Origin of the sequence: Streptomyces sp. NBC_01476 (assembly GCF_036227265.1) — a bacterium.
GTDB lineage: Bacteria > Actinomycetota > Actinomycetes > Streptomycetales > Streptomycetaceae > Actinacidiphila.
In genome coordinates, this window is the sequence record NZ_CP109446.1 from 2398570 (window position 1) to 2422806 (window position 24237).

General features: G+C 71.2%; 25 protein-coding genes and 1 tRNA gene. 9 read left to right on the forward strand and 17 right to left on the reverse strand.

Annotated elements, in window-relative coordinates:
* Positions 1-110: 110 nt before the first annotated feature.
* Positions 111-362: a hypothetical protein gene (locus OG552_RS10810; RefSeq protein WP_329131668.1), complete on the forward strand. Its 252-nt coding sequence runs from the start codon at positions 111-113 to the stop codon at positions 360-362.
* Between the two features lie 254 nt (positions 363-616).
* Here the strand turns inward: OG552_RS10810 and OG552_RS36410 are convergent, their stop codons facing one another.
* Complete coding sequence (locus OG552_RS36410; RefSeq protein WP_443070906.1) at positions 617-907, reverse strand: helix-turn-helix domain-containing protein; 291 nt, start codon at positions 905-907, stop codon at positions 617-619.
* A 555-nt stretch (positions 908-1462) separates the two neighbouring features.
* Positions 1463-1534 (reverse strand) — tRNA-Val (locus OG552_RS10815).
* A gap of 156 nt (positions 1535-1690) precedes the next feature.
* Between OG552_RS10815 and OG552_RS10820 the strand changes: the two genes are divergently transcribed.
* Complete coding sequence (locus OG552_RS10820; protein ID WP_329131669.1) at positions 1691-2935, forward strand: hypothetical protein; 1245 nt, start codon at positions 1691-1693, stop codon at positions 2933-2935.
* Between the two features lie 46 nt (positions 2936-2981).
* Here OG552_RS10820 and OG552_RS10825 read toward each other — a convergent pair whose 3' ends face one another.
* Positions 2982-3233, reverse strand: a complete 252-nt coding sequence (locus OG552_RS10825) for an FmdB family zinc ribbon protein (RefSeq protein ID WP_329131670.1) — start codon at positions 3231-3233, stop codon at positions 2982-2984.
* Positions 3234-3339: 106 nt separating this feature from the next.
* Positions 3340-3996, reverse strand: coding sequence for an O-methyltransferase (locus OG552_RS10830; RefSeq protein ID WP_329131672.1), 657 nt, complete (start codon positions 3994-3996; stop codon positions 3340-3342).
* A 46-nt stretch (positions 3997-4042) separates the two neighbouring features.
* On the opposite strand from OG552_RS10830, the gene OG552_RS10835 reads away from it, so the two are divergent.
* The gene (locus OG552_RS10835) at positions 4043-4753 is read left to right on the forward strand and encodes a nucleoside/nucleotide kinase family protein (protein WP_329131673.1); all 711 of its coding nucleotides are present in this window, start codon (positions 4043-4045) and stop codon (positions 4751-4753) included.
* A gap of 12 nt (positions 4754-4765) precedes the next feature.
* Here OG552_RS10835 and OG552_RS10840 read toward each other — a convergent pair whose 3' ends face one another.
* The 3 genes from OG552_RS10840 to OG552_RS10850 are packed head-to-tail and all read right to left on the reverse strand — an operon-like array spanning position 4766 to position 9317.
* On the reverse strand, positions 4766-5638 hold the full coding sequence (locus OG552_RS10840; RefSeq protein ID WP_329131675.1) for an HAD family hydrolase: 873 nt from the start codon (positions 5636-5638) through the stop codon (positions 4766-4768).
* Positions 5635-8100 carry a phosphoribosyltransferase gene (locus OG552_RS10845; RefSeq protein ID WP_329131677.1) on the reverse strand — a complete coding sequence of 822 codons (2466 nt, stop codon included), beginning with the start codon at positions 8098-8100 and terminating at the stop codon, positions 5635-5637. Before OG552_RS10845 ends, OG552_RS10840 begins: the two co-directional genes overlap by 4 nt.
* Positions 8101-8144: 44 nt before the next feature.
* Complete coding sequence (locus tag OG552_RS10850; protein WP_329131679.1) at positions 8145-9317, reverse strand: HpcH/HpaI aldolase/citrate lyase family protein; 1173 nt, start codon at positions 9315-9317, stop codon at positions 8145-8147.
* Between the two features lie 251 nt (positions 9318-9568).
* Here OG552_RS10850 and OG552_RS10855 point away from each other — a divergent pair, with 251 nt between their 5' ends.
* Positions 9569-10456 carry a TerD family protein gene (locus OG552_RS10855; RefSeq protein WP_329131681.1) on the forward strand — a complete coding sequence of 296 codons (888 nt, stop codon included), beginning with the start codon at positions 9569-9571 and terminating at the stop codon, positions 10454-10456.
* A 28-nt stretch (positions 10457-10484) separates the two neighbouring features.
* Here OG552_RS10855 and OG552_RS10860 read toward each other — a convergent pair whose 3' ends face one another.
* The 6 genes from OG552_RS10860 to OG552_RS10885 form a co-directional block, all read right to left on the reverse strand.
* The gene (locus OG552_RS10860; protein ID WP_329131683.1) at positions 10485-11216 is read right to left on the reverse strand and encodes a TerD family protein; all 732 of its coding nucleotides are present in this window, start codon (positions 11214-11216) and stop codon (positions 10485-10487) included.
* 90 nt (positions 11217-11306) lie between these two features.
* A complete protein-coding gene (locus OG552_RS10865; RefSeq protein ID WP_329131685.1) occupies positions 11307-12464 on the reverse strand; it encodes a DUF475 domain-containing protein in 1158 nt (385 codons plus the stop codon).
* Positions 12465-12527: 63 nt separating this feature from the next.
* Complete coding sequence (locus OG552_RS10870) at positions 12528-13103, reverse strand: TerD family protein (RefSeq protein WP_329131687.1); 576 nt, start codon at positions 13101-13103, stop codon at positions 12528-12530.
* A 127-nt stretch (positions 13104-13230) separates the two neighbouring features.
* A complete protein-coding gene (locus OG552_RS10875) occupies positions 13231-13806 on the reverse strand; it encodes a TerD family protein (RefSeq protein WP_329131689.1) in 576 nt (191 codons plus the stop codon).
* Positions 13807-13934: 128 nt separating this feature from the next.
* Positions 13935-14393, reverse strand: coding sequence for a peroxiredoxin (locus tag OG552_RS10880; protein ID WP_329131691.1), 459 nt, complete (start codon positions 14391-14393; stop codon positions 13935-13937).
* A gap of 167 nt (positions 14394-14560) precedes the next feature.
* A complete protein-coding gene (locus tag OG552_RS10885; RefSeq protein WP_329131693.1) occupies positions 14561-15001 on the reverse strand; it encodes a DUF3052 domain-containing protein in 441 nt (146 codons plus the stop codon).
* Between the two features lie 405 nt (positions 15002-15406).
* Here OG552_RS10885 and aceE point away from each other — a divergent pair, with 405 nt between their 5' ends.
* The 3 genes from aceE to OG552_RS10900 all read left to right on the forward strand — a co-directional run bounded on the left by aceE (position 15407) and on the right by OG552_RS10900 (position 20501).
* The gene (gene aceE / locus OG552_RS10890) at positions 15407-18154 is read left to right on the forward strand and encodes a pyruvate dehydrogenase (acetyl-transferring), homodimeric type (protein WP_329131694.1); all 2748 of its coding nucleotides are present in this window, start codon (positions 15407-15409) and stop codon (positions 18152-18154) included.
* Between the two features lie 353 nt (positions 18155-18507).
* Positions 18508-19698 carry an alpha/beta hydrolase gene (locus OG552_RS10895; protein ID WP_329131696.1) on the forward strand — a complete coding sequence of 397 codons (1191 nt, stop codon included), beginning with the start codon at positions 18508-18510 and terminating at the stop codon, positions 19696-19698.
* Positions 19699-19796: 98 nt separating this feature from the next.
* Complete coding sequence (locus OG552_RS10900) at positions 19797-20501, forward strand: DUF4429 domain-containing protein (protein ID WP_443070908.1); 705 nt, start codon at positions 19797-19799, stop codon at positions 20499-20501.
* Positions 20502-20547: 46 nt separating this feature from the next.
* Here OG552_RS10900 and OG552_RS10905 read toward each other — a convergent pair whose 3' ends face one another.
* Together OG552_RS10905 and OG552_RS10910 are read right to left on the reverse strand one after the other, a co-directional pair.
* A complete protein-coding gene (locus tag OG552_RS10905; RefSeq protein ID WP_329131697.1) occupies positions 20548-21573 on the reverse strand; it encodes an aldo/keto reductase in 1026 nt (341 codons plus the stop codon).
* Positions 21573-22043, reverse strand: coding sequence for a MerR family transcriptional regulator (locus tag OG552_RS10910; protein ID WP_329131698.1), 471 nt, complete (start codon positions 22041-22043; stop codon positions 21573-21575). Before OG552_RS10910 ends, OG552_RS10905 begins: the two co-directional genes overlap by 1 nt.
* 81 nt (positions 22044-22124) lie before the next feature.
* Between OG552_RS10910 and OG552_RS10915 the strand changes: the two genes are divergently transcribed.
* Positions 22125-22940, forward strand: a complete 816-nt coding sequence (locus OG552_RS10915) for a serine hydrolase domain-containing protein (protein WP_329131700.1) — start codon at positions 22125-22127, stop codon at positions 22938-22940.
* Positions 22941-22968: 28 nt separating this feature from the next.
* Here the strand turns inward: OG552_RS10915 and OG552_RS10920 are convergent, their stop codons facing one another.
* Positions 22969-23451: a hypothetical protein gene (locus OG552_RS10920; RefSeq protein WP_329141387.1), complete on the reverse strand. Its 483-nt coding sequence runs from the start codon at positions 23449-23451 to the stop codon at positions 22969-22971.
* Between OG552_RS10920 and OG552_RS10925 the strand changes: the two genes are divergently transcribed.
* A complete protein-coding gene (locus OG552_RS10925; RefSeq protein ID WP_329140719.1) occupies positions 23413-23601 on the forward strand; it encodes a hypothetical protein in 189 nt (62 codons plus the stop codon). The genes OG552_RS10920 and OG552_RS10925 overlap by 39 nt on opposite strands.
* Here OG552_RS10925 and OG552_RS10930 read toward each other — a convergent pair.
* On the reverse strand, positions 23513-24163 hold the full coding sequence (locus OG552_RS10930) for a pirin family protein (RefSeq protein WP_329131701.1): 651 nt from the start codon (positions 24161-24163) through the stop codon (positions 23513-23515). The two genes, OG552_RS10925 and OG552_RS10930, sit on opposite strands and share 89 nt — an antisense overlap.
* Positions 24164-24237 lie beyond the last annotated feature (74 nt).

Sequence of the window (24237 nt, forward strand, 5' to 3'; positions counted from 1 at the left end):
CACACAGTGTGCGTTTCGGTCACCACCACAGGCGCCCAGCGCACACTTCCGCGCACACCCGGGTGCACCGACTCTGGTAACAGCCCTGATCAACGGCAAGGAGCGGGGAAATGACGGAGATCGCAGATACCGGCGGCCACTGGCTCGACACAGGAGACGGACCAGAACCCCTCGTGCTCCTCGAAGGCACCACGGTGAAGCCAGTCCCCGAGGGCCGCGGCCAGGAGTCGGCCGCCAACGTCACGTGGCGCGCCTACATCTCCCACTCCCGGGGCTGCGACGAATGCCTGACCCGGTTACACAACTGCCCCACTGGCCGCGAGCTCTGGGAAGCCCACCGTGCCGCAAGGGGCGTCGCGTGACCGCCCGGCCGATTTGCGCGGACTGCGATGAGCCAATCGAAGGCGAGGCTCGCGAGGTGACGGCCGACCAAGACGCCGCGCCGGCGCCCACCCAGTGGATCCACCCTGAGCCGTGTAACCGTAAGTACGTCCGCCGCAGCGCATAGGCGGCCCCGGGCGGTGGCGGCAGACCCTCGGGTCATATGGCAGTCGTAGCAGATATATGCAGCACCCTTGCCCCGGCTACGCGCATAGCTGCATGGTGGGGGCAGCAGTCACCGCCCGCCAGCGCCCCCCAAGCTGGCGGGCGGATCCATCCCCGGATCAGTGGTCAGGAGGGTCCCAATGGGAACAGCGAGAGCATCAGCCACGATGATGATCGCTGAGAAGTGAACCTCGGCGCCGGCCTCCACCCGCTGAATGCTCGACAGGGACAGGGTCGTCTCGGTGCGTTCGGCGAGCTGCTCCTGGGTTAACCCGCGCTCTCTGCGCCACAACTGGATACGGCGGCCGTGCTCGCGGCGGCGGTCGTGAACCCAGTCGGGCAGCGGGGGAGGTGCGGGCACTCGACAAACGCTGATCCGCAAACGATCATAAGCCCACAGCAGTTCTGAAGTGTTTTACGATCTTGATCTGGGGCGGCCCCACCCGCTCAACCAGCTCCTCGCCCGGACCCCGCGAGATGAGCAGGCCACCCCCAACAACCGCTCGACCCGCACAGCCGGCCCCGCGGCAGCCCGACGCCGCGAGGCTAGGATGCGTGTACGTGATTCGAACACATGTTCACTCGAACGAGTGAACAACGCCTGGTAGGTGCAACTCGTTAGGCACTGCGGGAAGTCAAACCACCGACTCCCCGGGAGACCGTTGTAGGCGCCCCCTCGTCGGTCCTCCCGGGGTAGGCCGGCCCTCGTCGCCGACGGGTGACGGGGGCCTCGCCATGTCCGGCCCACCTGCAAGAACGCCTTGATCATTTGGGAGACGATCGGGAGATGAGGCCGCGTACCCAGCATGCGCTCAGCGCGTTCCTAGAGTGCGCCCACATTGTTGGCAAAGCGGAATGGCCAGGCCCGGCATAGCCTTTGACCTGGCAGTTCTCTACATCAGACCTGCTGGGGGGGTGGGCGTGGACGGTTTCGAACCGCCGACATCCGCCTTGTAAGGGCGGCGCTCTACCACTGAGCTACACGCCCCGGGAGTTGCGACGTCAAAGGTTACCTTGCCCTGGGGGCTGGTCAGCAACCGTGGGCGAACCGTGGGTGTACGGACCGGGCAGTGTGCCGGCGGCGGGCGGGTGGGAGGATGGAGCGAACGGTGGTGAGGGCTGAGCGCGGGGAGAGAGTGTCACTGTGACGACGGCACGTTCGTGGTGGCGGCGCGGCGACAATAATCAGCGTGCGGAGGCGCAGGCCGCGAAGGACGCGGCGGCCCAGGCGTTCTACGAGCTGGACACCGCGCAGCGCGACCTGCAGATCTCGATAGAGACGATCTCCGCGGTCGACGACAGCGCGGAGGCCCGCCGGGCGCTGGCCGGCTTCCGGTCGCTGGGCGAGCGGATCGACCAGGTCAGCGCGGCCTACATCAACACCGTCGACGCGCACGACCTGGACCGGGACGAGCTGGACCACGCGGCGGCGGCCCGGGCCAGGACCGAGCTCACCCGGGCGAAGGACGACCTGGAGAACGCCAAGAAGGAGCTGGAGCGGTTCCAGTCGAGCCTGGGTCCGCTGCTGGGCAAGGCCGAGACGCAGCTGGCCCGGCTGGCGCCGGCCCGGGAGCGGGCCAAGCAGTCGCTGCTGGCGGCGAGCGACGCGCTGGACGCGGTACGGGCGGCCGGGCTCAAGGCGGACCATCTCGCGGCCCGGCTGGCAGCGCTCGGCCCGGAGCTGACCAAGCTCAACGAAGGGGCGAGCAAGCACGGGGTGACCGAGACCGTGCGGCGCGCCGACGAGATGCGGCGCACCGCGGAGGCGGTCAGGGCCGAAGCCGAGCGGCTGCCCGAGCAGGCCGCGGAGATGGACAAGCGGCTGGTGTCGCTGCGCACCCGGGTACAGGCACTGGCCACCCGGGCGGAGGGGGTGGCCCCGGTCCTCAGCGAACTGCGGCGGCGCTTCTCGGTGGCCTGCTGGCAGGATCTCCAGGGGGTACCTGAGCAGGCCGCCAAGGCCGTCCGGCAGGCCGAGGACGCGCTCGCCGAGGCGCGCAAGGCCAGGGCCGAGCAGCGCTGGGCGGACGCCACCGCCAAGCTGGCCACCGTGCGGGCCCTGATGGACGACGTGGACGGCGCGGTGGGCGCCGCCGGTGACCGGCTGCGCCGCCTCAACGAGGTCAGCAAGGATCCGAAGGCCGAGGTCGAGAAGACCCGCTTCGCCATCCGCGACGCGCAGCGGCTGGCGATGCAGGGCCGTACCACCCCCGAGCCGCGCCACGCCCGCCCGCTCGACGAGGCGGTGGCCCGGCTGGACCGCGCGGTGGCCGCCCTGGGGGGCCGCCACCCCGACTACTGGGCCTTCCTCACCGAGACGGCCGCCGTCCGGGAGACCGCCAACCGTGTCGTCGCCAACATCCGCGAGGACCGCGCCGCCGGCCGTTGACGACGGACCACGGACCACGGACGACACGGCCGGCCGCGGACCGGTGTCAGTTGCAGCAGCCCCCGCCGCAGCAACCGCCGCCGGCGGCCGGTGCGGGGGACACAGAAGACGCAGAGGACCCAGAGGACCCAGAGGACACGGAGGACCCGACGGAGGCGCCCACCGAGACCGTGGAGAGCAGCTTCACCGCTTCGGGGTGGCCCTTGGGGCAGGGGGCGGGGGCGTTGGCCTGGGACATCGGCCGGCGCAGCTCGAAGGTGGTTTCGCAGGTCTTGCAGCGGTACTCGTAACGAGGCATGGGCTCAGCGTATCCCGACGGGCTCGCGCCAGGCGGGCGCAGCCCCGGACCTTCGGCGGCCGGTTCGCATAAAACGCCCGGCCGCCCGCTGCCCCCCCCGGCAGGGTCAGACGCGCCGGGCCAGGGTCAGTCCGTCCGCGACCGTCAGCAGCACGTCCTCCACCCGGTCGTCGGCCCGCACCCGGTCGTTGAAGGCGCGGATCGCCAGGGCGTCAGGGCCGGGCTCGGGGGCGACGACCTCGCCGTGGTAGAGCGTGTTGTCGGCGACCACGAGACCGCCGGGGCGCAGCCGGGGCACCAGTTCCTCCCAGTAGTCGCCGTAGGACCTCTTGTCCGCGTCGAGGAAGACCAGGTCGATCCACTGACCGCCGGGCAGTGCCCGCAGCGTCTCGATCGCGGGGGCGATCCGCAGGTCGATGCGGTCCGCGACACCCGCCTTCTGCCACGCCTCGCGCCCCACCGCCGTCCACTCGGCGGAGACGTCGCAGGCGATCAGCCGGCCGTCGGCGGGCAGCGCCTGGGCCATGGACAGGGTGGAGAAGCCGGTGAAGGTGCCGACCTCCACGATCTGCCGGGCGCCGGTCAGCCGGACCAGGAAGGCCAGCAGCGGTCCCTGCTCCTCGGCGGTCTGCAGCCCCGCCACGTCGGCCAGCGCGGCGTGGGTGGTGTCCACCAGCTCCCGCTGGCCCGGGTCCAGCGGATTGTGCTCAAGGACGTATGCGTACAGCTCGGGCGTGAGCTGCGGATTCTTGGTCTCGTACAACGTCTGCTCCCGTGTGTGAAGCTCGGGCCTGTCTTAGGCTGTCGAGATGCTCGTCGATGACGCGGTGGCCTTGGTGCCCAGCATCCCAGGCCGCAGGGCCCTGCTGGGGCTCGTGGGCCCGCCGGCCGCCGGAAAGTCGACCCTGGCCCGGCGGCTGGTCACCGGCGTCAACGAGCGGCTCGGCCCCGGCACGGCCGCGTATCTGCCGATGGACGGTTTCCATCTGTCCAACGCCCAGTTGGACCGGCTCGGCCGGCGCGACCGCAAGGGCGCACCCGACACCTTCGATGTGGACGGCTACGTCGCACTGCTGCGCCGGGTCCGGGCGACCCGTGAACGCCCGGTCTACGCACCCGACTTCGACCGGCGGCTGGACGAGCCGATCGCGGCCGGCCTGGTGGTGCCGCCGCATGCGGGCCTGGTGGTCACCGAGGGCAACTACCTGGCCGACGACGGCCCGGGCTGGGACCAGGTCCGCGATCTGCTGGACGAACTCTGGTACGTGGACGCGCCGCGCCGGCTGCGGGAGCGCCGCCTGCTGCGCCGCCATGTCCGCGGCGGTCGCAGCGAATCCGAGGCCCGCGCCTTCATCACCGCCAGCGAACGGCCCAACGCCCGCCGGATCGAGCGCAGTCGGGCGCACTGCACCCGGGTGGTCGTACCGGGCCGCCCGGACCCCGAGGACAGCCCGGACGACGGACGGGACGACGGCCCTGCTGACGGCCCCGACGACGGACCCGACGGACCCGCCCTCTGAGCCGGCCCGGGGTTACGCCGCCGCCTCGTCCCCGGCGACCCGCGCCAGCATCCGCCGCAGGATCTCCTCGCCCGCCGCGACGCCCACCGTGCCCAGCGCGGTGACGTGCGGGGCGAGCCAGCCGGTGTCGGCGAGTTCGCCGTGGCCGGGGCGCCAGCCGGCGCCGGCGGCCATCAGCAGGTCGACGTCGAGCAGCGAGTCGCCGGCCGCCAGCACCTGTTCCGCGCCTGTCCTGCGGACCACCTCGGCCAGGGCGGCGCTCTTGCGCAGCGGCTTCGGCACGGCGTAGATCTTGCGGCCCTGCAGCGAGACGGTCCAGCCGCGCGGTTCCGCCCACTCGGCGAGTTCCTTCACCCAGCCGGCCGGCAGCCGCTCGCGGTCCACCACGAGATAGGCGAAGAGGTCTTCCGCGACGCGTTCCTTGCGCAGCCACTCGGGGTCGCTGGTGGCCGCCAGGTACGCGCGGACCTCGTCCAGCGGCGCGGAGCCGTCGGCGAGGCGGCGGCGCATCTCGTCGTTCCAGTCGTGGTCGGTGTGGCCGTCGACCAGCAGGTGGCCGCCGTTGGCACAGATCGCGTACCGGGGCTGGCGGCCGGGCAGGCTGATCCGGCGGTACTGCTTGCGGGTGCGGGTGGTGGCGGGCACGAAGCGGGCGCTGTCGGCGAGTTCGACCAGCAGCCGGCCGGCCGCCTCGGTCAGGTAGGACAGCGGTTTCGCCTCGTGCACCTCGACGCACAGCAGCCGGGGCGCCTGCTCGTCGGGCATGGTCAGCGCGAGCGCGGCGGAGGAGTAGATGAGGGTGCGGTCCAGGTCGCTGGCGACCAGGGTGCCGCCGCCCGGACGGTGCGCGGCCCTGGTGTCCTGCGGGTTCGCTTGGGGGGTCACTTGCTGCCTACCGCCTTGCCGTCGGTACCGGTCGCGCCACGGGTGTAGCGGGGGTGGATCAGGCCGACGCAGGAGTACGGCAGGCCGTCGACCTCCTCGACGGGGACGCCGCGCTGGGCCGCGAGCAGCCGCACATGGTCCAGGTCGGAGCCGGCCCCGCGCTGGGCGAGGATCTTCCACGGGACGCGGCGCAGCAGCACCCGGGTGGTCTCGCCGACACCGGGCTTGACCAGGTTGACGTCGCCGATGCCGTACTCCTCGCTGATCCGCTCGACCGCCCGCCAGCCCGCCCAGGTCGGTGAACGGTCCTGCGAGCGCAGCGACTTGACGTCCTCGGCGACGCCGCCGGCGACCGCGTCGAAGGCGGCGGAGACGGTGTCGAGGAAGTAGCCGGAGACATCCGCGTCGAGCAGTTCACGGTAGAACTTGCCGCCGTGGAAGTCGTCGGGCCCGATCAGGCCGGCGTTGAGCACGGTGCGCGAGATCAGCCCGGAGACCGTGGAGTTGAGGCAGGCGGAGGGGATCAGGAAGTCGTCCCGGGTGCCGTAGGTGGACACGCAGCCGCCGGGGTCGGCGAGGACCGCGATCTCCGGGTTGAAGCCGTCGAACTCCGCGACAGCGTCCGCGAGTTCGCGGGTGATGGCGCCCTTGCCCGTCCAGCCGTCGACGAACACCACATCGGCCGGGTCGTGGTGGGCGGTGAGCCAGCGCAGGGCGTTGGCGTCGATGCCCCGGCCGCGGACGATGGAGACGGCGTAGTGCGGCAGGTCCAGGCCGTGCGCGTGCCGGGCCCAGCGGCGCATCAGGACGCCGACCGGGGTGCCGGCCCGGGCCAGGGAGACCAGTACGGCGTCCGGGCCGCGTTCGGCGAGCACGAGTTCGGTGACCGCGCCGACCGCGCGGGCGATCCGGTGCGCGGAGCCGGCCAGCGCCGAGCGGAAGAGTTCCTGGTACTCGGGGGTCGGCTGGTACTCCACGGGCAGCGACTCGGCGTAGTGCGCGCCGCCGCTCTGGATCGCCTCCTCCCGCTCCTCGGTCGGGGCCTCCAGCTCCACCGCGGAGAGGTCCTTGAGCAGCCAGCCCACCTCGTCCGGGCGGTAGGAGGAGAACTCCGGTCCCCTCAGCGGCTCCGCCAGTGTCCCGCTCGTGTGCTGCCGGCCCATGCCCATGCTCTGCGTGCTTCCCATCGGTCGATACGACGGCACCACGGCGACGATCACCGTGTCCGTGACCCCGGCGAGCCGGCTGACCAGCCCGCCGGCCTCCTCCAGCGCGGGGGTGTCCCCCGCGGAGTCCACCACGCACACCACCGCGTCGAACCCTGCCACGTTGTACGCGTACCGCTCCGCGCTCCCGCCGTCGGCCGGCTCGTCGTGTGCCGGGAAGACGATCCGGCTGCGTATCGCGTACCCGGGATCGTCGACGGCGAGCACTGGTGAGCGGGTCGTGGTGGAGTACCGCACCTCGACGGCGCCGGGAGCCGTGTCCTGGAGGGCCTGTGCGAGCCGCAGCGGCGCGTACATCAGTTCTTCGTTGCCGAGCACGAGGACCCGGCGGGCGCCGGCCGGCAGTGCGGCGGCCAGCGCGCGGCCCATCGCGGGCAGCGCGGCCTCCAGCCGTTCCCGGTGACGGGGCAGGAAGCCGTGGCGGCCCCCGTCCGGCACCCCGGCCGGCCAGTCCAGTGCCACCCGCCTCACCTGCCCGGCCGCGGCGGGCGCGGCCGGCTCCGCGGGGGCGCCGGCGGCCAGCGCCTCCTGGGCGGCGACGAGGGCCTGGCCCCTGGCCAGTACGTCCGGCGGGAGGGTGACGGTGCCGGTGGCCAGGGCGAGGACGTCGATACGGGTGGACAGGGAGGCCGCGAAGGCGGTGAGCTCGTCGCGGTCGGCCGCGGAGCGCATGTCGGTGAGGGCGACCACGACATACCGGGCGCGCGGGGCGCGGGCGTGCAGGTCGCGGATGGTGTTACGGATGGTGCGGCCGGTGGAGAACTCGTCGTCGACCAGCACCAGCGGGCCGTGGCCGGCGAGCAGCAGCGGGTCCTCGGGCAGAAGGAGGTGGCCGGTGGCGTGGCTGTGCTCCTCCTCGAAGCCGCCGGCCGGTGCCACCCCGGGGACGGGACGGCGGGTGGAGTGGAGGTAGGGCGCCGAGCCGAGGCCGTCGGCGACCGTGTGGCCGAGGCCGGTCGCGGTCTCGGCGTAGCCGAGGACGACCGCCGCGTCCGCGTCCGGGCCCAGTAGCTCCCGCACCCGCCGGCCGAGCGCGTACCCGTGGCCGTACACCGTCTCCGGGTCCTGGGGCACGTGCTTGCCGAGGACGTGCGAGACCAGCAGGTGCGCCCGCTTGGGGTTGCGCCGCAGCGCCAGGCCGAGCAGGGCGGACAGGCCGTCGCCGTGCAGGGCGACGCCCAGCCGGTCGGCGACCCACTGTCCTGACCAGGGCGCGTTCGTTGCCGTGAAGGCCATAAAGCGGGTTTTCCTCACTCCAGCTACAACAGGTGGGCGCTCCGTCAGGAGGACGGCAGACTCGCCCCGAGCAGTTCCACGAAGCCGATCTCCTCCCGGGCCACGCCGAACGTCTCGGCCCGCCGCAGCGTCCGTTCCGCCCAGGCCCGGTGCGGCTTCACCTCGTTCATCTTGTTGGTGTAGACCGACCGCAGCACTCCCCCGCCGCTGCGGTCCTCGTGCAGGATGTCGGCGGCGTCGCAGAACTCCTCGTGGGTCACCACGTTGAGCGCGTGCACCACCGGCACGTGGGTGGGGTGGATGCAGGTCTTGCCCTGCAGCCCGTTGGCCCGGTCCAGCTCGATCTCGCGCAGCAGCCCGTCCATGTCCTGGGCGAGCAGTTCCTCGCGCAGGTTCACCGCCTCGGGGCGGAACGGACTGACCCGCAGCTGCGGCTTGAACATCCGCTCGTGGTGACGGAAGTACTCCCAGACCGGCCCGCTGACGGTGAAGCCGCTGCCGTCCGCCCGGCCGAAGATGTTCACCACGTCGGCGATGACGGACGCCACGATCTGTACGTCGTAGGCGGTCATCGCGGGCGCGCGGCGCAGCCCGTAGGAGGCGCAGAAGTCGGTGACGCCGAGCCGCATCGCCAGCACCCGGTCGCGGTACTTCTCGACGGTCCGCGATATGCCCTGCAGCGTCTCCACCCGGCTCTCCAGGTGCAGCAGCTGCGGTGACTCCAGCACCGGCATGGCGAAGAGCCGGCGGCCGGAAGCGGCCTCGGCGTGGGTGAGCGCCTCCAGGAAGGGGACGCCGGTCTCCTCGGTGAACTTCGGCAGTACGAATCCGGACAGCAGTGCGACCGTCTCGCCGAGCCGCTCCACCAGGTCCGTGATCTGCGCCGGGGTGCGGACCCGGATGAAGAGCAGCGGGATCGAGCCGGCCGGGTCGGGCCGGCTCGCCAGGTCGGCGAACTGCTGGACGAGATTGGCCTCACCTGCGACGACATCGCGGTCGTCGATGGAGTCCTCCAGGCAGAGCACCATGGAGACGACACCCTGGCCGGCCTGTTTGCGGATGTCGTCCGCGAGCCGGGGGCGGGTGGCGGGACTGTACAAAGTGGCCCCGAGGGCGACGGCGAGCGTCCCAGCAGGCGCGTCCGCAGTGAACTCCTGGGGCTCGCGGTGGAACAGTTCACTTCTCTGCTCAGAAGTGAGATGTCCGAAGTGTCGCATATGCCACCTTTCAGGGTGGTCGGGCCCGAAGACATCTGGCCGATTATCGTACGTGCGACCACGGGGTACTGGTTCCCCCCGTGCGTGAAAACCAGGTAACCGACGCTGGTCCACCGCGTGACCGCGAGGCCGGTTCCGTTGTATGGATATGCCAACAACACAGGCCGATTCTTTACGCTCCGACATCCCCGCCCGCTCCGCGCGCCGCCCGGCGTTGTGGGGCGCCCCGCCGGAAGGGCAGGATGGCCGGTATGACGCACGTGATGGTGAAGGGCATGAACGTCCCGCTGGACGCCTCCGGCGTGCGGGCCGTGCTGCGCTGGCGGCCCCGGCCGGGAACCCCCGACGTGGACGCCTCCGTGCTGCTGCTCGGCCCCGACGGGCGGGTCCGCTCCGACGCCGACTTCGTCTTCTACAACGAACCCCGCCATCCGTCGGGCCTCGCCCGCCACCTGCCGAAGAAACGCGACCCGGAGGGCCTCACCGACACCGTCGAGGTGGACCTGGCGGCGCTGGACTCCGGCGTCGACCGGGTGGTCTTCGCCGCCTCCAGCGACGGCGGGCCGTTCCGCCTGGTCGAGGATCTGGCGCTGCTGCTCTACGACACCGCGGGCCCGCAGCACGCCGCGCCGGTGATCACCTTCGACGTGGTGCCGGACACCGGCCACGAGACCGCGCTGATCTGCGGCGAGGTCTACCGCAAGGGCTCGGGCTGGAAGTTCCGCGCGCTCGGCCAGGGGTACGCCTCCGGCCTGGCCGACCTGGCCAACGAGTTCGGCATCGCGGTGGACGACGGTGAGTCCGAGCCCGCACAACCGCCGCAGAGCCCCGCACCGGCCACGGCGGCACCCACCGCCCCGGCGCCCGCCGCGCCGGTCCCCACGAGTGCGTACGGCTATCCGCTGCCGGCCCCCTCGTCACCCGCGCACGTCCCGGCGCAGCCCGCGTACGGCTACCCGCAGCCGGTGGCCGCCGCCCCCGCGCCGCCCACCGCGCCGCCGCCGGTCCTGCAGCAGCCGCAGCAGGGCTACCCGGCGTACGGCTACCCCCAGCCGGTCGGTGCGGCCACCGCGCCCCACAACGGCGACAACGGGTTCACGCTGCCGCCGCAGGGGCCGCAGTTCCAGCCCGGCCGCTGAGGCCGCCGAGGCCCCCACTGAGGAGCGGCTACACCTTCGACTTGTAGCCGCGCCCCCACTGCAGTCCCCAGCCGTAGAGCCGGTCGATCTCCGCCTGGAACCCGTACACGTACCGCACCTCGCGCCGCACCACCAGTTCGCCCTTGCGGTTCTCGATCAGCAGCACCGCGCACGACCTGGCCTGCGGCTCGCGCTCGTTCAGCGGGATCTCGATCCGCGGGCCGGAGCCGGGGAAGATCTCCACCTTGGCGTGCGCGCGGTCGAAGGCCGGCGTGCCGTCATAGATGTAGACGAAGACCAGCAGCCGCTTGAACTCGTCGCGCTTGTCGAAGTTGATGAAGAGCGTCTCGCCGGAACCGCTGCCGAACCGGTCGTCGCCGCTCATCTTGATGTACGGCGGGGCGTCCAGGTCGCCGAGGAAGTCGCCGAGCGGCTGCACAACTCCCTTGCTGCCGTCGGCCAGTTCGTACAGGCACGCCAGATCCAGGTCCACATTGACCATCGCCGGGCCGGCCGCCTGCACCACCTGCGGCTTGAAGATCTCCAGCTGGCGGCGGAGGAAGCCGCCGCCCTCCACCTTCCAGCTCGCGGTGTCCGACGTACGCATCGACCAGGACAGGTTGACGCGCATGTTGCCGATCGCGGCGCCCTGTTTGGTCAGCGAGATCTCCGGGCGCCGTTTGGTCAGCTCAACGGAGTGCACATTCGTCAGGTCGAACTGCTGGGCCCCACTGGGCCCCAGAAGACTCCGCCAGTCCATCGGTGTTCCACCCTCCCGGGTTGCCGTCGTCGCGGTGACACGACGCTGCCCCCGCCGGTCGGCGGGGGCAGCGTAGCCAAGCGGCCGGGGTCAGACCCCGGAGGTGACTTCCGCCTTGTCGTCCGACGTATCGGATCCTTCCCCGAGCCGCCGGTTGCGTACCACCGAGGACCAGTACGACGCCGCGATCAGGACAACGCCGACGAGTCCGGTGATCACCTCGCTGACGTCGTACTTGATCGTGATCAGCAGGATGACGGCCAGCGCGCCGATCGCGTAGTGCGCGCCGTGCTCCAGGTAGACGTAGTCGTCCAGGGTGCCCTTGCGGACCAGGAAGACGGTCAGCGACCGGATGTACATCGCGCCGATACCCAGACCCAGGGCGATCTCGAAGATGTCGTTGCTGATGGCGAAGGCGCCGACGACACCGTCGAAGGAGAAGGAGGCGTCGATGACTTCGAGGTAGAGGAACATGAAGAACGCGGCCTTGCCTGCCAGTCCGGCCACCTGGCTGCGGGTGGCGCCGCTGCCGCCGGGCGCCGGGACCTGCGCGGTGCCGGTGTCCTCGTCGTCCTCCTCCTCGTCCTCCAGGCGCTCCTCGAAGAAGCTGGAGACCCCGCCGACGACGAGATAGGTGATCAGACCCCCGACACCGGCGAGCAGCACCGTCTCGCCCTTGTCGATGGTGCCGTGGCCGCCGTGCAGCGGGACTCCGGTGGCGACCGTGGTGGCCGCGATGACCAGCACGACCATCGCGATCACCACGGAGAGCGTGTCCAGCTTGCCGAGCTTCGACAGCGGGCGCTCCAGCCAGCCCAGCCAGGTGACCTCGCGCTCCTCGAAGATGAAGTCGAGGAAGATCATCAACAGGAACATGCCACCGAAGGCGGCGATCGCCGGGTGGGCGCCGGTCACCAGGGACTCGTACCGGTCGTGGTCGTCGATCGCGACCCGCACCGCTTCCCAGGGGCTCAGCTTGGCGGTGATCGCCACGATGATGATCGGGAAGACCAGCCGCATGCCGAAGACCGCGATCAGCACACCGACGGTCAGGAACATCTTCTGCCAGAAGGCGTTCAGCTTCCGCAGGATGCCCGCGTTGATGACGGCGTTGTCGAAGGAGAGCGAGATCTCAAGGACGGACAGGATCGCGACGATCGCGAGTCCTTTTCCTCCCCAGAGGACGCCGGCCAGGGCCAGGCCCGCGGCAGTGATGCCGAACGACCAGCCGAAAGTTCTGAGGAGCACGTGCTTCCCACCCAATCCCTTGTGAATCCCTTGAGCAAGGGAGCCCCCGCGAGGTACGCGGCTTTACGAAACGTTGACCCCGAAGTCTAGGGCGATACCGCGAAGCCCGGAGGCGTACCCCTGGCCCACCGCCCGGAACTTCCATTCGCCGCCGTAGCGGTAGAGCTCGCCGAAGATCATGGCGGTCTCGGTGGAGGCGTCCTCGGTCAGGTCGTACCGGGCCAGCTCCACACCGTCGGCCTGGTTGAGCACGCGGATGTACGCGTCGCTGACCTGGCCGAAGGTCTGCACCCGGGCGTCGGCGTCGTAGATCGACACCGGGAAGACGACCTTGTCGACGGCGGCCGGGACCAGGCTCAGGTCGACCAGGATGGTCTCGTCGTCGCCGCCGGAGCCGCCGACCAGGTCGTCACCGGTGTGCTCGACGGAGCCCTCGGGGCTCTTGAGGTTGTTGTAGAAGACGAAGTATTCATCTCCCAGTACCCGGCCGTTGGCGCAGAGCAGCGCGCTGGCGTCCAGGTCGAAGTCGGCTCCGGTGGTCGAACGGGCCCTCCAGCCGAGGCCGATCTGCACCTGGGTGAGATTCGGCGCGGCCTTGGAGAGGGAGACATTGCCTCCCTTGGCGAGCGTGACGCCCATCGTGGTTCTTTCCTCCCCGCAGTTGGTGCCGCAGTTGGTGCCGGTTGTGCCGCAGTTGGCGCTGCGGTTGATCCCGCAGTTGATCCCGCAGTCGGTCCGGCGGTCGCTTCAGCGACGGCCGGCGGCGTCAGACGTTGACGCCGAAGTCCTGGGCGATGCCGCGCAGGCCGGAGGCGTAGCCCTGGCCGATGGCGCGGAACTTCCACTCACCGCCGTGCCGGTAGAGCTCGCCGAAGACCATGGCGGTCTCGGTGGACGCGTCCTCGGTCAGGTCGTACCGGGCCAGCTCGCGGTTGTCGGCCGCGTTCACCACCCGGATGTAGGCGTTGCGGACCTGGCCGAAGCTCTGCTGCCGGGTCTCGGCCTCGTAGATGGAGACCGGGAAGACGATCTTGGTGACGTCGGCGGGCACGGTGGCCAGGTTGACGTTGATCACCTCGTCGTCGCCCTCGCCCTCACCGGTGAGGTTGTCGCCGGTGTGCTCCACCGATCCGTCGGGGCTGCGCAGGTTGTTGAAGAAGACGAAGTGCGCGTCGGACAGGACCTTGCCCTGTTCGTTGGTGAGCAGCGCGCTGGCGTCGAGGTCGAAGTCGTTGCCGGTGGTGGTGCGGGCGTCCCAGCCCAGACCGACGACGACCGCCGTGAGGTTCGGCGCCTCCTTGGTCAGCGAGACATTGCCACCCTTGCTGAGGCTGACTCCCACGAGTCCTCCCGTCCGTTCGGCGCAGCCAGGCTGCGTGACGTGCGTGCTGTATGGGCCCTGCGTGCTGAACCTGCGGTTTTCGCGCGTGCCGGATCAACGAGCCGAGCTTAGTGACCGGTTCCCGCGGACTACAGCGCTTCGAGCGCCTTTGTGTACTCCTGGAGGTCCCGCGCGTCCGGCAGGCCGTTCACGATCGTCCAGCGGACCGTGCCCCGCTTGTCGATGACGAAGGTGCCGCGCAGCGCGCAGCCCTTGTCCTCGGCGAAGACGCCGTAGGCCCGGGAAGCCGTTCCGTGCGGCCAGAAGTCGGAAAGCAGCGGGAAGTCGAGCTCCTCGGAGTCGGAGAAGACCCGCAGCGCGTGCATCGAGTCGCACGAGACGGCCAGCACCTGTACGTCGTCGTTCTGGAAGGCGGGAAGCGCTTCCTGGACCGCGCGGAGTTCGCCGGTGCAGACGCTGGTGAAGGCGAAGGGGAAGAAGAGCAGCACGACGTTCTTGCGGCCCCGGAAGTGGCTCAGCCGCACGGTGCGACCGTGCTGGTCGCTCAGCTGGAAGTCGGGGGCGGGGGCGCCGGCTTCTGTCGGCACGGTACGGCTCCCTCTCGTACGGCTCCCTCTCGGCGGGAACGGCCCGCGCCCGTCACCGGGCAGCGACGGGCGCGCGGGGAGCCGCGCGCCCGGCCACATGCGATGGGCAGATGGCAGAGCACGCAGCCCCGGCGGCGCTGTCGGCACTGTTGGTTACCGCTGACCGCTTACCGCCGGGCGGCCCTCGCCGCCTTGGGGGTGACCAGACGGCTGCCGGTCCAGTCCCGCGCAGCGTTCACACTGCTGGTCTGGGCCAGGCCCGCGGTCTGCGCCGCCTCGCCGATCTCGCTGGGCTCGACGTGGCCGTCACGCCCCGTCTTCGGGGTCATCAGCCAGATCGGGGCGCCGGGGTCGACGGTCGACGTGGCGTCGACCAATGCGTCGGTGAGGTCGCCGTCGTCCTCGCGGAACCACAGCAGGACGGCGTCGGGCACGTCGTCGTACTCCTCATCGGCGAGCTCTTCGCCCGTGAGCTCCTCGATTGCCTCGCGGAGATCCTGGTCGCAATCCTCGTCGTACCCGAGCTCCTGGACCACCTGTCCGGGCTCGAAACCAAGCCGGCTCGCCGGGTTGGTCCGCTCCTCCGCGTGGTCCGCGGTCGCGCTCACGCTTTGCCTCCTGTCATGGGAACTGCATTGTTTCGCTGTGTCTGTATGTGCCCGCTGCGGCGCGAGCTTATTGGCGGTAGTCCACACGGGCGGGGCGGATCGCGCAAGTACCCGGCGTACGAGACAGCCGAAACGGTGACGATTCGACCGTCTTCCCCGCATCCCGCACTCAGGTTTTCGCTTCCATGGTGACGCAGATCACTCCGGTTTGTCGGTGTTGCGGGCGATTGGGTCCACGCGTCGGTCGCGGGTCCTGCTGGGCGTACAGTTCACGTTCGGCCGCACACCCACCCACCGAACCCACCGGCCCGCCGGTTACCGCACGGTAGAGATGACGTATCGAACGCCGCGGTACACGATGGATGCGGCGACCCAGCAGAGCACCTCTATCAGTGAAGGAACAGCGTGGCTTCCGGATCCGATCGCAACCCGATCATCATTGGTGGCCTTCCCAGCCAGGTCCCGGATTTCGATCCCGAGGAAACGGCGGAATGGCTCGACTCGCTCGATGCGGCCATCGACGAGCGCGGCCGCGAGCGTGCCCGCTACCTGATGCTCCGCCTCATCGAACACGCCCGCGAAAAGCGGGTCGCGGTACCCGAGATGCGCAGCAGCGACTACGTCAACACTATCGCCACCAAGGACGAGCCGTTCTTCCCCGGCAACGAGGAGATCGAGCGCAAGATCCTCAACGCCACCCGGTGGAACGCCGCGGTGATGGTGTCCCGGGCGCAGCGGCCGGGGATCGGCGTCGGCGGGCACATCGCGACCTTCGCCTCCTCCGCCTCCCTGTACGACGTGGGTTTCAACCACTTCTTCCGCGGCAAGGACGACGGGACCGGCGGCGACCAGATCTTCTTCCAGGGGCATGCCTCCCCCGGCATCTACGCCCGCGCCTTCCTGCTCGACCGGCTCACCGAGGCGCAGCTGGACGCGTTCCGGCAGGAGAAGTCGAAGGCGCCCGACGGTCTGTCCAGCTACCCGCACCCGCGGCTGATGCCGGACTTCTGGGAGTTCCCGACCGTCTCCATGGGCCTGGGCCCGCTGGGCGCGATCTACCAGGCCCGGATGAACCGCTACATGCAGGCGCGCGGTATCGCCGACACCTCCTCGTCGCATGTCTGGGCGTTCCTCGGCGACGGCGAGATGGACGAGCCGGAGTCGCTCGGCCAGCTCTCCATCGCCGCCCGCGAGGGGCTGGACAACCTCACCTTCGTGGTCAACTGCAATCTGCAGCGGCTCGACGGCCCGGTGCGCGGCAACGGCAAGATCATCCAGGAGCTGGAGTCGCAGTTCCGCGGCGCCGGCTGGAACGTCATCAAGCTGGTCTGGGACCGCTCCTGGGACCCGCTGCTGGCCCAGGACCGCGACGGCCTGCTGGTCAACAAGATGAACATCACACCGGACGGGCAGTTCCAGACGTACGCCACCGAGACGGGCGCGTACATCCGTGAACACTTCTTCGGCGACGACCAGCGGCTGCGCAAGATGGTCGAGGGCATGACCGACGAGCAGATCCTGCACCTCGGGCGCGGCGGCCACGACCACCGCAAGGTCTTCGCGGCCTACACCGCGGCCATGGAGCACCGGGGCCAGCCGACCGTCATCCTCGCCCAGACCATCAAGGGCTGGACGCTGGGGCCGAACTTCGAGGGCCGCAACGCGACCCACCAGATGAAGAAGCTCACCGTCGACGACCTCAAGCGGTTCCGGGACCGGCTGCACCTGCCGATCACCGACAAGCGGCTCGACGAGGGCTACCCGCCCTACTACCACCCGGGCCGGGACTCCGAAGAGATCCAGTACATGCACGACCACCGCAAGAGCCTGGGTGGTTACGTGCCGAGCCGGGTGGTCCGCGCCAAGCCGCTGCCGCAGCCGCCGGACAAGACGTACGCGACCGCGAAGAAGGGCTCAGGCCAGCAGTCGATCGCCACCACCATGGCGTTCGTCCGGGTCCTGAAGGACCTGATGCGGGACAAGGAGATCGGCAAGCGCTTCGTGCTGATCGCCCCGGACGAGTACCGCACCTTCGGCATGGACGCCTTCTTCCCGAGCGCGAAGATCTACAACCCGCTGGGCCAGCAGTACGAGTCGGTGGACCGCGAACTGCTGCTCGCGTACAAGGAGTCGCCGACCGGCCAGATGCTGCACGACGGCATCTCGGAGGCCGGCTGCACCGCCTCGCTGATCGCCGCCGGCTCCGCCTACGCCACCCACGGCGAGCCGCTGATCCCGGTGTACGTCTTCTACTCGATGTTCGGGTTCCAGCGCACCGGCGACCAGTTCTGGCAGATGTCCGACCAGCTCGCGCGCGGCTTCGTGCTCGGTGCGACGGCCGGCCGGACCACCCTCACGGGTGAGGGCCTGCAGCACGCCGACGGTCACTCGCAGCTGCTGGCCTCGACCAACCCGGCGTGTGTGGCCTACGACCCGGCGTACTCCTTCGAGATCGCCCACATCGTGCAGGACGGTCTGCGCCGGATGTACGGCGAGACCGCCGACGGCAGGCCCGGCGAGGACATCTTCTACTACCTGACCGTCTACAACGAGCCGATCCAGCATCCGGCCGAGCCGGCCGACGTGGACGTCGAGGGCATCCTCAAGGGCGTCCACCGCCTCAAGGCCGGCGAGGCGGGCGCGATCCCGGCGCAGATCATGGCGTCCGGTGTCGCGGTCCCGTGGGCGCTGGAGGCGCAGCGGCTGCTCGCCGCGGACTGGAACGTACGGGCCGACGTATGGTCCGCGACCTCCTGGAACGAGCTGCGGCGCGAGGCGGTCGAGGTCAAGCAGCACAACCTGCTGCACCCGGAGGAGGAGCAGCGCGTCCCGTACGTGACGCGGAAGCTCTCCGGGGCCGAGGGCCCGTTCGTGGCGGTCTCGGACTGGATGCGCTCGGTGCCGGACCAGATCGCCCGCTGGGTACCGGGGCGGTACGCCTCGCTCGGCGCGGACGGCTTCGGTTTCGCGGACACCCGCGGGGCGGCCCGGCGGTTCTTCCACATCGACGCCCAGTCGATCGTGCTCGCCGTGCTGACCGAGCTGGCCCAGGACGGCAGGATCGACCGTTCGGTGCTCAAGCAGGCCGTCGACCGGTACCAGCTGCTGGACGTGGCGGCGGCCCATCCGGGTGCCGCGGGCGGCGACGCGTAAGCGGTTTTGAGCCGATTTTCCTGGCCCCGGCCGGTGGTAATACCACCGGCCGGGGCCTTTTTTCTGGCTTTTCGTGGCTTTTCGCGCCGGTCAGGACCTATCCGGGTAGAGATTCGGCACGTAACCTCTACTGTCCTTATTCCGTTGCCAAACGTGACGTCCGTCACGCAGCGGCCCTGCGCCGGACCGTGTCTTCTAACCTGCAGGGAGGAGGCACTGCCCACTGACGGCACCGCTCCTCACCGCCCTTTTACCGCTCAGCACCTCTCAGTACCTCTCAGTACCTCTCCGTACCGCCCCTTACCCCGGACCGGCCCGCTGATCGCGGGAATGAATGCGCGAGGCAACCGCGAGTGACCCTTTTCTATCTGCGTACCAGCCCTGCCGCCGTGCGAGTTCTGCTCGCCCTGGCCGTCGTCTTCGTCATGCTGGCGACCACCGGGTGGACCGCGGTCCGCCCGCACGGCCTCCCCGACGCGCGGGCGGCCTCCATCTCCGCGTGGATGAGCGGCAAGGTCGGCCTGCGCAGACTGCCCGACCCGAAGGCGGCGCCCGGCGCCATCGCACGTTTCTTCGCCTCGCTCACCGCCACCCAGCGGCTCGGCCTCGCCAAGCGCTACCCCCTGGTGGTCGGCAACCTCAACGGCGCCCCGACGGCGCTGCGCTACCTCGCCAACCGCCTCGCCCTCACCGAGGCCCGCAGCGCGGAGCGGGCGCTCTACCGCAGCGGCAAGCTCACCCCGGTCGGCCGGCAGAACGCGCGCCTGCTGGTGGAGCGGTACACCTCGCTGCTCACCGGCAACCGGCAGATCCTCGCCTTCGACCCGACCGGCGCCGGGCGCGCCGCCGAGGTCCTCGGCGACCTCGACACCGCCTCCCGGATCTCGATCGTGGTCCCCGGCGTCGACACCGACATGCTCAGCTTCGAGCGGGACGACAAGCCGTACCAGGCACCGGCCGGCATGGCACGGGAGCTCTACGGCGCCGAGGCATCCGCCGACCCCGGCGCGCACACCGCGGTCGTCGCCTGGGCCGACTACACCACCCCCATCGGGGTCGGCCTGGACGCCTCCACCGGCCTGGACGCCGAGCGCGGCGCCGTCCGGCTCGAAGGACTGGTCACCGCGCTGCCCCGGCAGGCCGAGGTGGCGCTGTTCTGCCACTCCTACGGCTCGGTGCTGTGCGGTGTGGCGGCCCCCGACCTGCCGCGCGGACGGGTCTCGGACATCACGGTCTTCGGCAGCCCCGGGGTACGCGCCCGGCACGCGGACGACCTGCACACCACCGCGCACATCTGGGCCGCCCGTGACGCCGGTGACTGGATCGGCGACGTCCCCCACCTGGAGTTCGCCGGCCTCGGCCACGGGGCCGATCCGGTCTCCAGTTCCTTCGGCGCCCGCGTCATCAGCGCGGCCGGCGCCTCCGGCCACCCCGGCTACTTCGCCCCCGGCACCACCAGCCTCGCCAACTTCGCGGAGATCGCCCTGGGCGACTACCGGGACGTCGCCTGCAACCAGAGTGACGCCTGTACACAGGGGCTCTAGTCCCGTTCCCGCCGGCCGGCGGTTCCGGGGCAAAAAGCGGTGACGCGCGTAGCGCCAGGGGGAGTCGGCAGGCGCGACCCGGCCATAAGCTGACCCTTATGGGTGACGTACTGGCCGGAAACAACGCCGTATGGGAGTTCGCACCAGACGCGCTGGTGATCCGGTACAGCCGTTCGGTGCGGGGCTCACGGCTGCTGCAGGCGCTCGGCGAACGGCGGGTGCCGTACACCGCCCTGGAGAGCGTGGAGGTGGCCGACGGCCGGCGCGGGACCGTCGTGCTGCGGGCGGTGCCGCGGCCGGGTGCGGACCCGGTGGTGGAGGCCGCCGCCGGGCAGCTGCGGGAGACCGCGGACCCCTACCGGCTGGTGCTGCCCGAGCAGTCGCGGTCGCTCGCCGAGGCCCGGCGGGACGAGCTCACCGCCGCGATCGGCGCGCTGGGCCCGGCCGAGCCGCCGGCCCGCTTCCTGGTGGCGGCGCCGGCCGGACCGCGCTCGTTCAAGGCGTACGACGCCAAGGCGTTCTTCGACGGCCGCACGGTCACCTTCCGCTGGTTCTGGACCGGCGCCTCCACCGCCAAGTGGAAAGCCGGCGACCAGTCCTTCCCGGTGGAGGAGCTGGACGGCGTGGAATGGCACTCCCCCGAACTCCTCCACGGCCACCTGCGGGTCCGCCGCCGGGACGCGGCCGAGCCGCCCGCGGCGGCCGACCAGGACCCCTCAGCGGTGATCTTCGGCCTCGGCTACGGCCCGGTCCACGAGTCCCTGCCGTTCGCCGCCGCCGTGCTGGCCGCCGTCCGCAAGTAACCCTCCGCCGTCCGGCGGCCCCCGTCCCGCGCCCCGCGCCCACTGCCTACTCCCGCGCCGCCGAGGTGCTGCTCATGTCCGGGTAACGGGTCCCCGCCACCTGCCCGGCGATCGGTTCGAGCCGGGCCAGCTCGGTGTCGGTGAGAGTGATCCGGGTGGCCGCGGTGTTCTCGCGGACACGGGACGCCCTGCGGGTGCCGGGGATCGGCACCACCGGCAGGCCGTGCACCTGGGCGCGCTGCTGGACCCAGGCCAGGGCGATCTGCCCGAGCGTGGCGCCGTGCGCCGCGGCCACCTCGCGGACCGGGTCGAGCAGGGCGGCGTTGCGTGCCGCGTTCTCCCCGGTGAAGCGGGGCTGGGCGCGGCGGAGGTCGCCGGGCGCCAGGTCGCCGGCCGCGTCCTGGAAGGCGCCGGTGAGGAAGCCGCGGCCGAGCGGCGAGTACGGCACGAAGGCGATGCCCAGTTCGGCCGCCGCGCCGACCGCGGACTGCTCCACGTCCCGGCTGAAGAGCGACCACTCGGACTGGATCGCGGCGATCGGGTGCACCGCGTGCGCCTCGCGCAGCTCGGCGCCGGTCACCTCGGACAGGCCCAGGTGGCGGACCTTGCCCGCCGCCACCAGCTCGCCCATCGCCCCGACCGACTCGCTCAGCGGCACCTTGGGGTCACGGCGGTGCATGTAGTAGACGTCGATGACGTCCGTGCCGAGCCGCCGCAGGCTGCCCTCGACCGCCTGCCGGATGTAGGCCGGGTCGTTGCGGATCGCCCGGTAGGAGGGGTCCTCGGGCCTGCGCTCGTTGGCGAACTTCGTGGCCAGCACGATCTCGTCACGGTGTGCCTTGACGAAGGGCGCGAGGAACTCCTCGTTGGCGCCGATCCCGTACATGTCGGCGGTGTCGTAGAGGGTCACCCCGAGGTCCAGCGCGACCTCCAGGGTCTCCCGCGCGCCCGCCTCGTCGGTCTGCCCGTAGAACTCGCTGATGCCCATGCACCCGAGACCCTGGATGCCGACCACCGGGCCGCCCCTGCCGAGCCGCTCCGTGCCGATCCGCGCGCCGCTGTCTTCTGCCATCACGTGCCTGTCCTCTCCACGGGTGCCGGACGCGGCCCCGCGTACGTTGCGATCTTGCTGTCGAGCACGGTGAGGGTGTCCTGGAGTTCGGCGATCCGCCGCAGGACCCCCAGCCGGGTCGACTCCAGCAGCGCCTGCCGGTCGGGATACGTCTGGTCGCCGGCCCTGACCATCTCCGCGTACGCCACCATGTCCGCGACCGGCATCCCGGTCAGCCGCAGCTTGCCGACGAACGCCAGCCAGTCCAGGTCCCGGTTGGAGAACCGCCGCTGCCCGGTGTGCGAGCGGTCGACGTGCGGCATCAGCCCGATCCGCTCGTACCAGCGCAGGGTGTGCGCGCTGAGGCCGGTGAAGTCGGCGACCTCACTGATCGTGTACTGGTCCTGGCCGTCGGGCCGCAGATGTCGTGCGTCGTCCTCGCAGTTCCTCGTGCCGACCGGTTTGCTCTTCGTCGCGTGCACGACCGTCATGGCCTCCACGCTAAGACCTTGGAGTGCACTCCAGGCAAGCGGGCTGCGGTCCGGTCCGCCCCACGCTCTAAGCTCGCCGCCATGGAGAGCCTGCAGTTGATCGAGAGCTGGCCGGTACAGAACGCGGCGGCGGCCGTCGTCCGGGGCGACGGGACGCTCGCCGGGACCTACGGGCCGGTCGAGCGGCAGTTCCGGCTCGCTTCGGTGACCAAGCCGCTGGCCGCGTACGCCGTGCTGGTCGGCTACGAGGAGGGCGTCTTCGAGCTGGACGACCCGGCCGGGCCCGCGGGATCGACCGTACGGCACCTGCTGGCGCACGCCTCCGGGCTCGCTTTCGACGAGCACAAGGTGGTGGCCGCGCCCGGCAACCGGCGGATCTACTCCAACGCGGGCTTCGAGGTGCTGGGCGAGACCCTGACGAAGGCGGCCGGGATGCCGTTCGCGGAGTACCTGCGGCAGGCCGTGCTGGAGCCGCTGGGCATGACGGGCACCTCGCTGCCCGGCTCACCGGCGGCGGACGGCGTCTCGACCGCCGCCGACCTGGCCCGCTTCGCCACGGAGCTGCAGGCCCCGCAGCTGCTCCACCCGTCCACCGTGGCGACGGCGACCTCCGTGGCGTACCCGGGCCTCAAGGGCGTCCTGCCGGGCTACGGCCACCAGAACCCCAACGACTGGGGCCTGGGCTTCGAGCTGCGGGACAGCAAATCCCCGCACTGGACCGGCGCCCTGTCCTCGCCCGCCACCTTCGGCCACTTCGGCCAGTCCGGCACCTTCTTGTGGGTGGACCCGGCGGCGGCCGCGGCCCTGGTGGTGCTGACCGACCGCGACTTCGGCGAGTGGGCGCTGCCGCAGTGGCCGCGGCTGACCGACGCGGTGCTGACGGAGCTGCGCGGCTGACCTGGTCCTGCGGCCGGGCGGCCCGGCGTCAGGCGGTGAGCCGCAGGGCCGTCTCCCACAGGCGCTCGGCGTTCGCCGGGTCCAGCGCGAAGGGCGCCACCCCGCCCTGGAAGAGCGGCGGGTGCTCGGTGAGCGGTTCGGCCTCGGCGCAGTCCTCCGGATAGCGGCCCCCGATGCCGTCGAGCAGCGGGGAGGCGGCGGCGAGCACCGAGGTGGCGGCGCCCTGGGCGGCGGTCTTGCGGCGCTCGGGCGGGGTCTTGATGCCGCCGGTGTGCTGCTGGAGGTTGGTGGGGACGGCGCCCGGGTGGACGGCCGGCCGGCCCTGGTACCGGCGGGGACAGGCTCCGCAGGCCGCGCCGCCGTACCTGGAGACATGGCTACCGGGAGCGGGCTCGGCGACTTCCTGCGGTCCCGCCGGGAGCGGATCCACCCCCAGGTCGGGCCGCTCGACCTGCGGTACGAGAAGCTGGCGCTGCCCGGCGCACCCGGCCAGATGCTGATCACCTACCACGCCGCTCCGGGCTCCGCGTCGTACGAACGCCTGTGGCTGCCGGCCCACGTGGCCGATCCGGTCAGCCGTACGACGGCTCCCCGTGCATCTCCCACACCAGATACTCCGCAGGACCGTTCGTTTCTGCCCGCAGCCCCGCATCGGCCGTGATCCTGGCCGCGTCGCCGGCCGCCAACACCTGTTCGCCGAGCCGCACTTGCCCGCGTACGACATGGACGTACACGAAGGGCGCGGCCGGCAACGGCCCCGGCGCGCGGCCGACATGGAGGGTGGCGAGCGGCTGGCCCGGCGGCGTGAACCGGTCGGCGCGCCGGACGGCGTACCGCGGCTCGCCGCCGAACTCGCCCGGGTGCAGCCACATCTGAAGGAACGTCAGCGGTTCGGGGCCGGCGTTGCGCTCGACATGCCGCACCCCGGCGCCCGCGCCGAGCCACTGCACCTCCCCGGGCCGTACCACCGACGCGTGCCCGGCCGAGTCGGTGTGTGTCAGCTCGCCCGTCACCACCCAGGTGACGATCTCGGTGTCGCGGTGCGGGTGCGCGGCGAACCCCGCGCCGGGTGCCAGCCGTTCCTCGTTGCAGGCCAGCAGCAGTCCGAAGCGGACATTGGCCGGGTCGTAGTGGCCGCCGAAGGAGAAGGCGTGCCGGGTCTCGATCCCGGCCGCCGGCTCACCGCCCCGGTAGCGGTCCGCCGCCCGCGTCACGTCGATCACGGGACCACCGTACGCACCCCGCCGCAGGGCAGCGCCCGCCGTGGCCGGGCAAACCCGGCAGACCCCCGCACAGC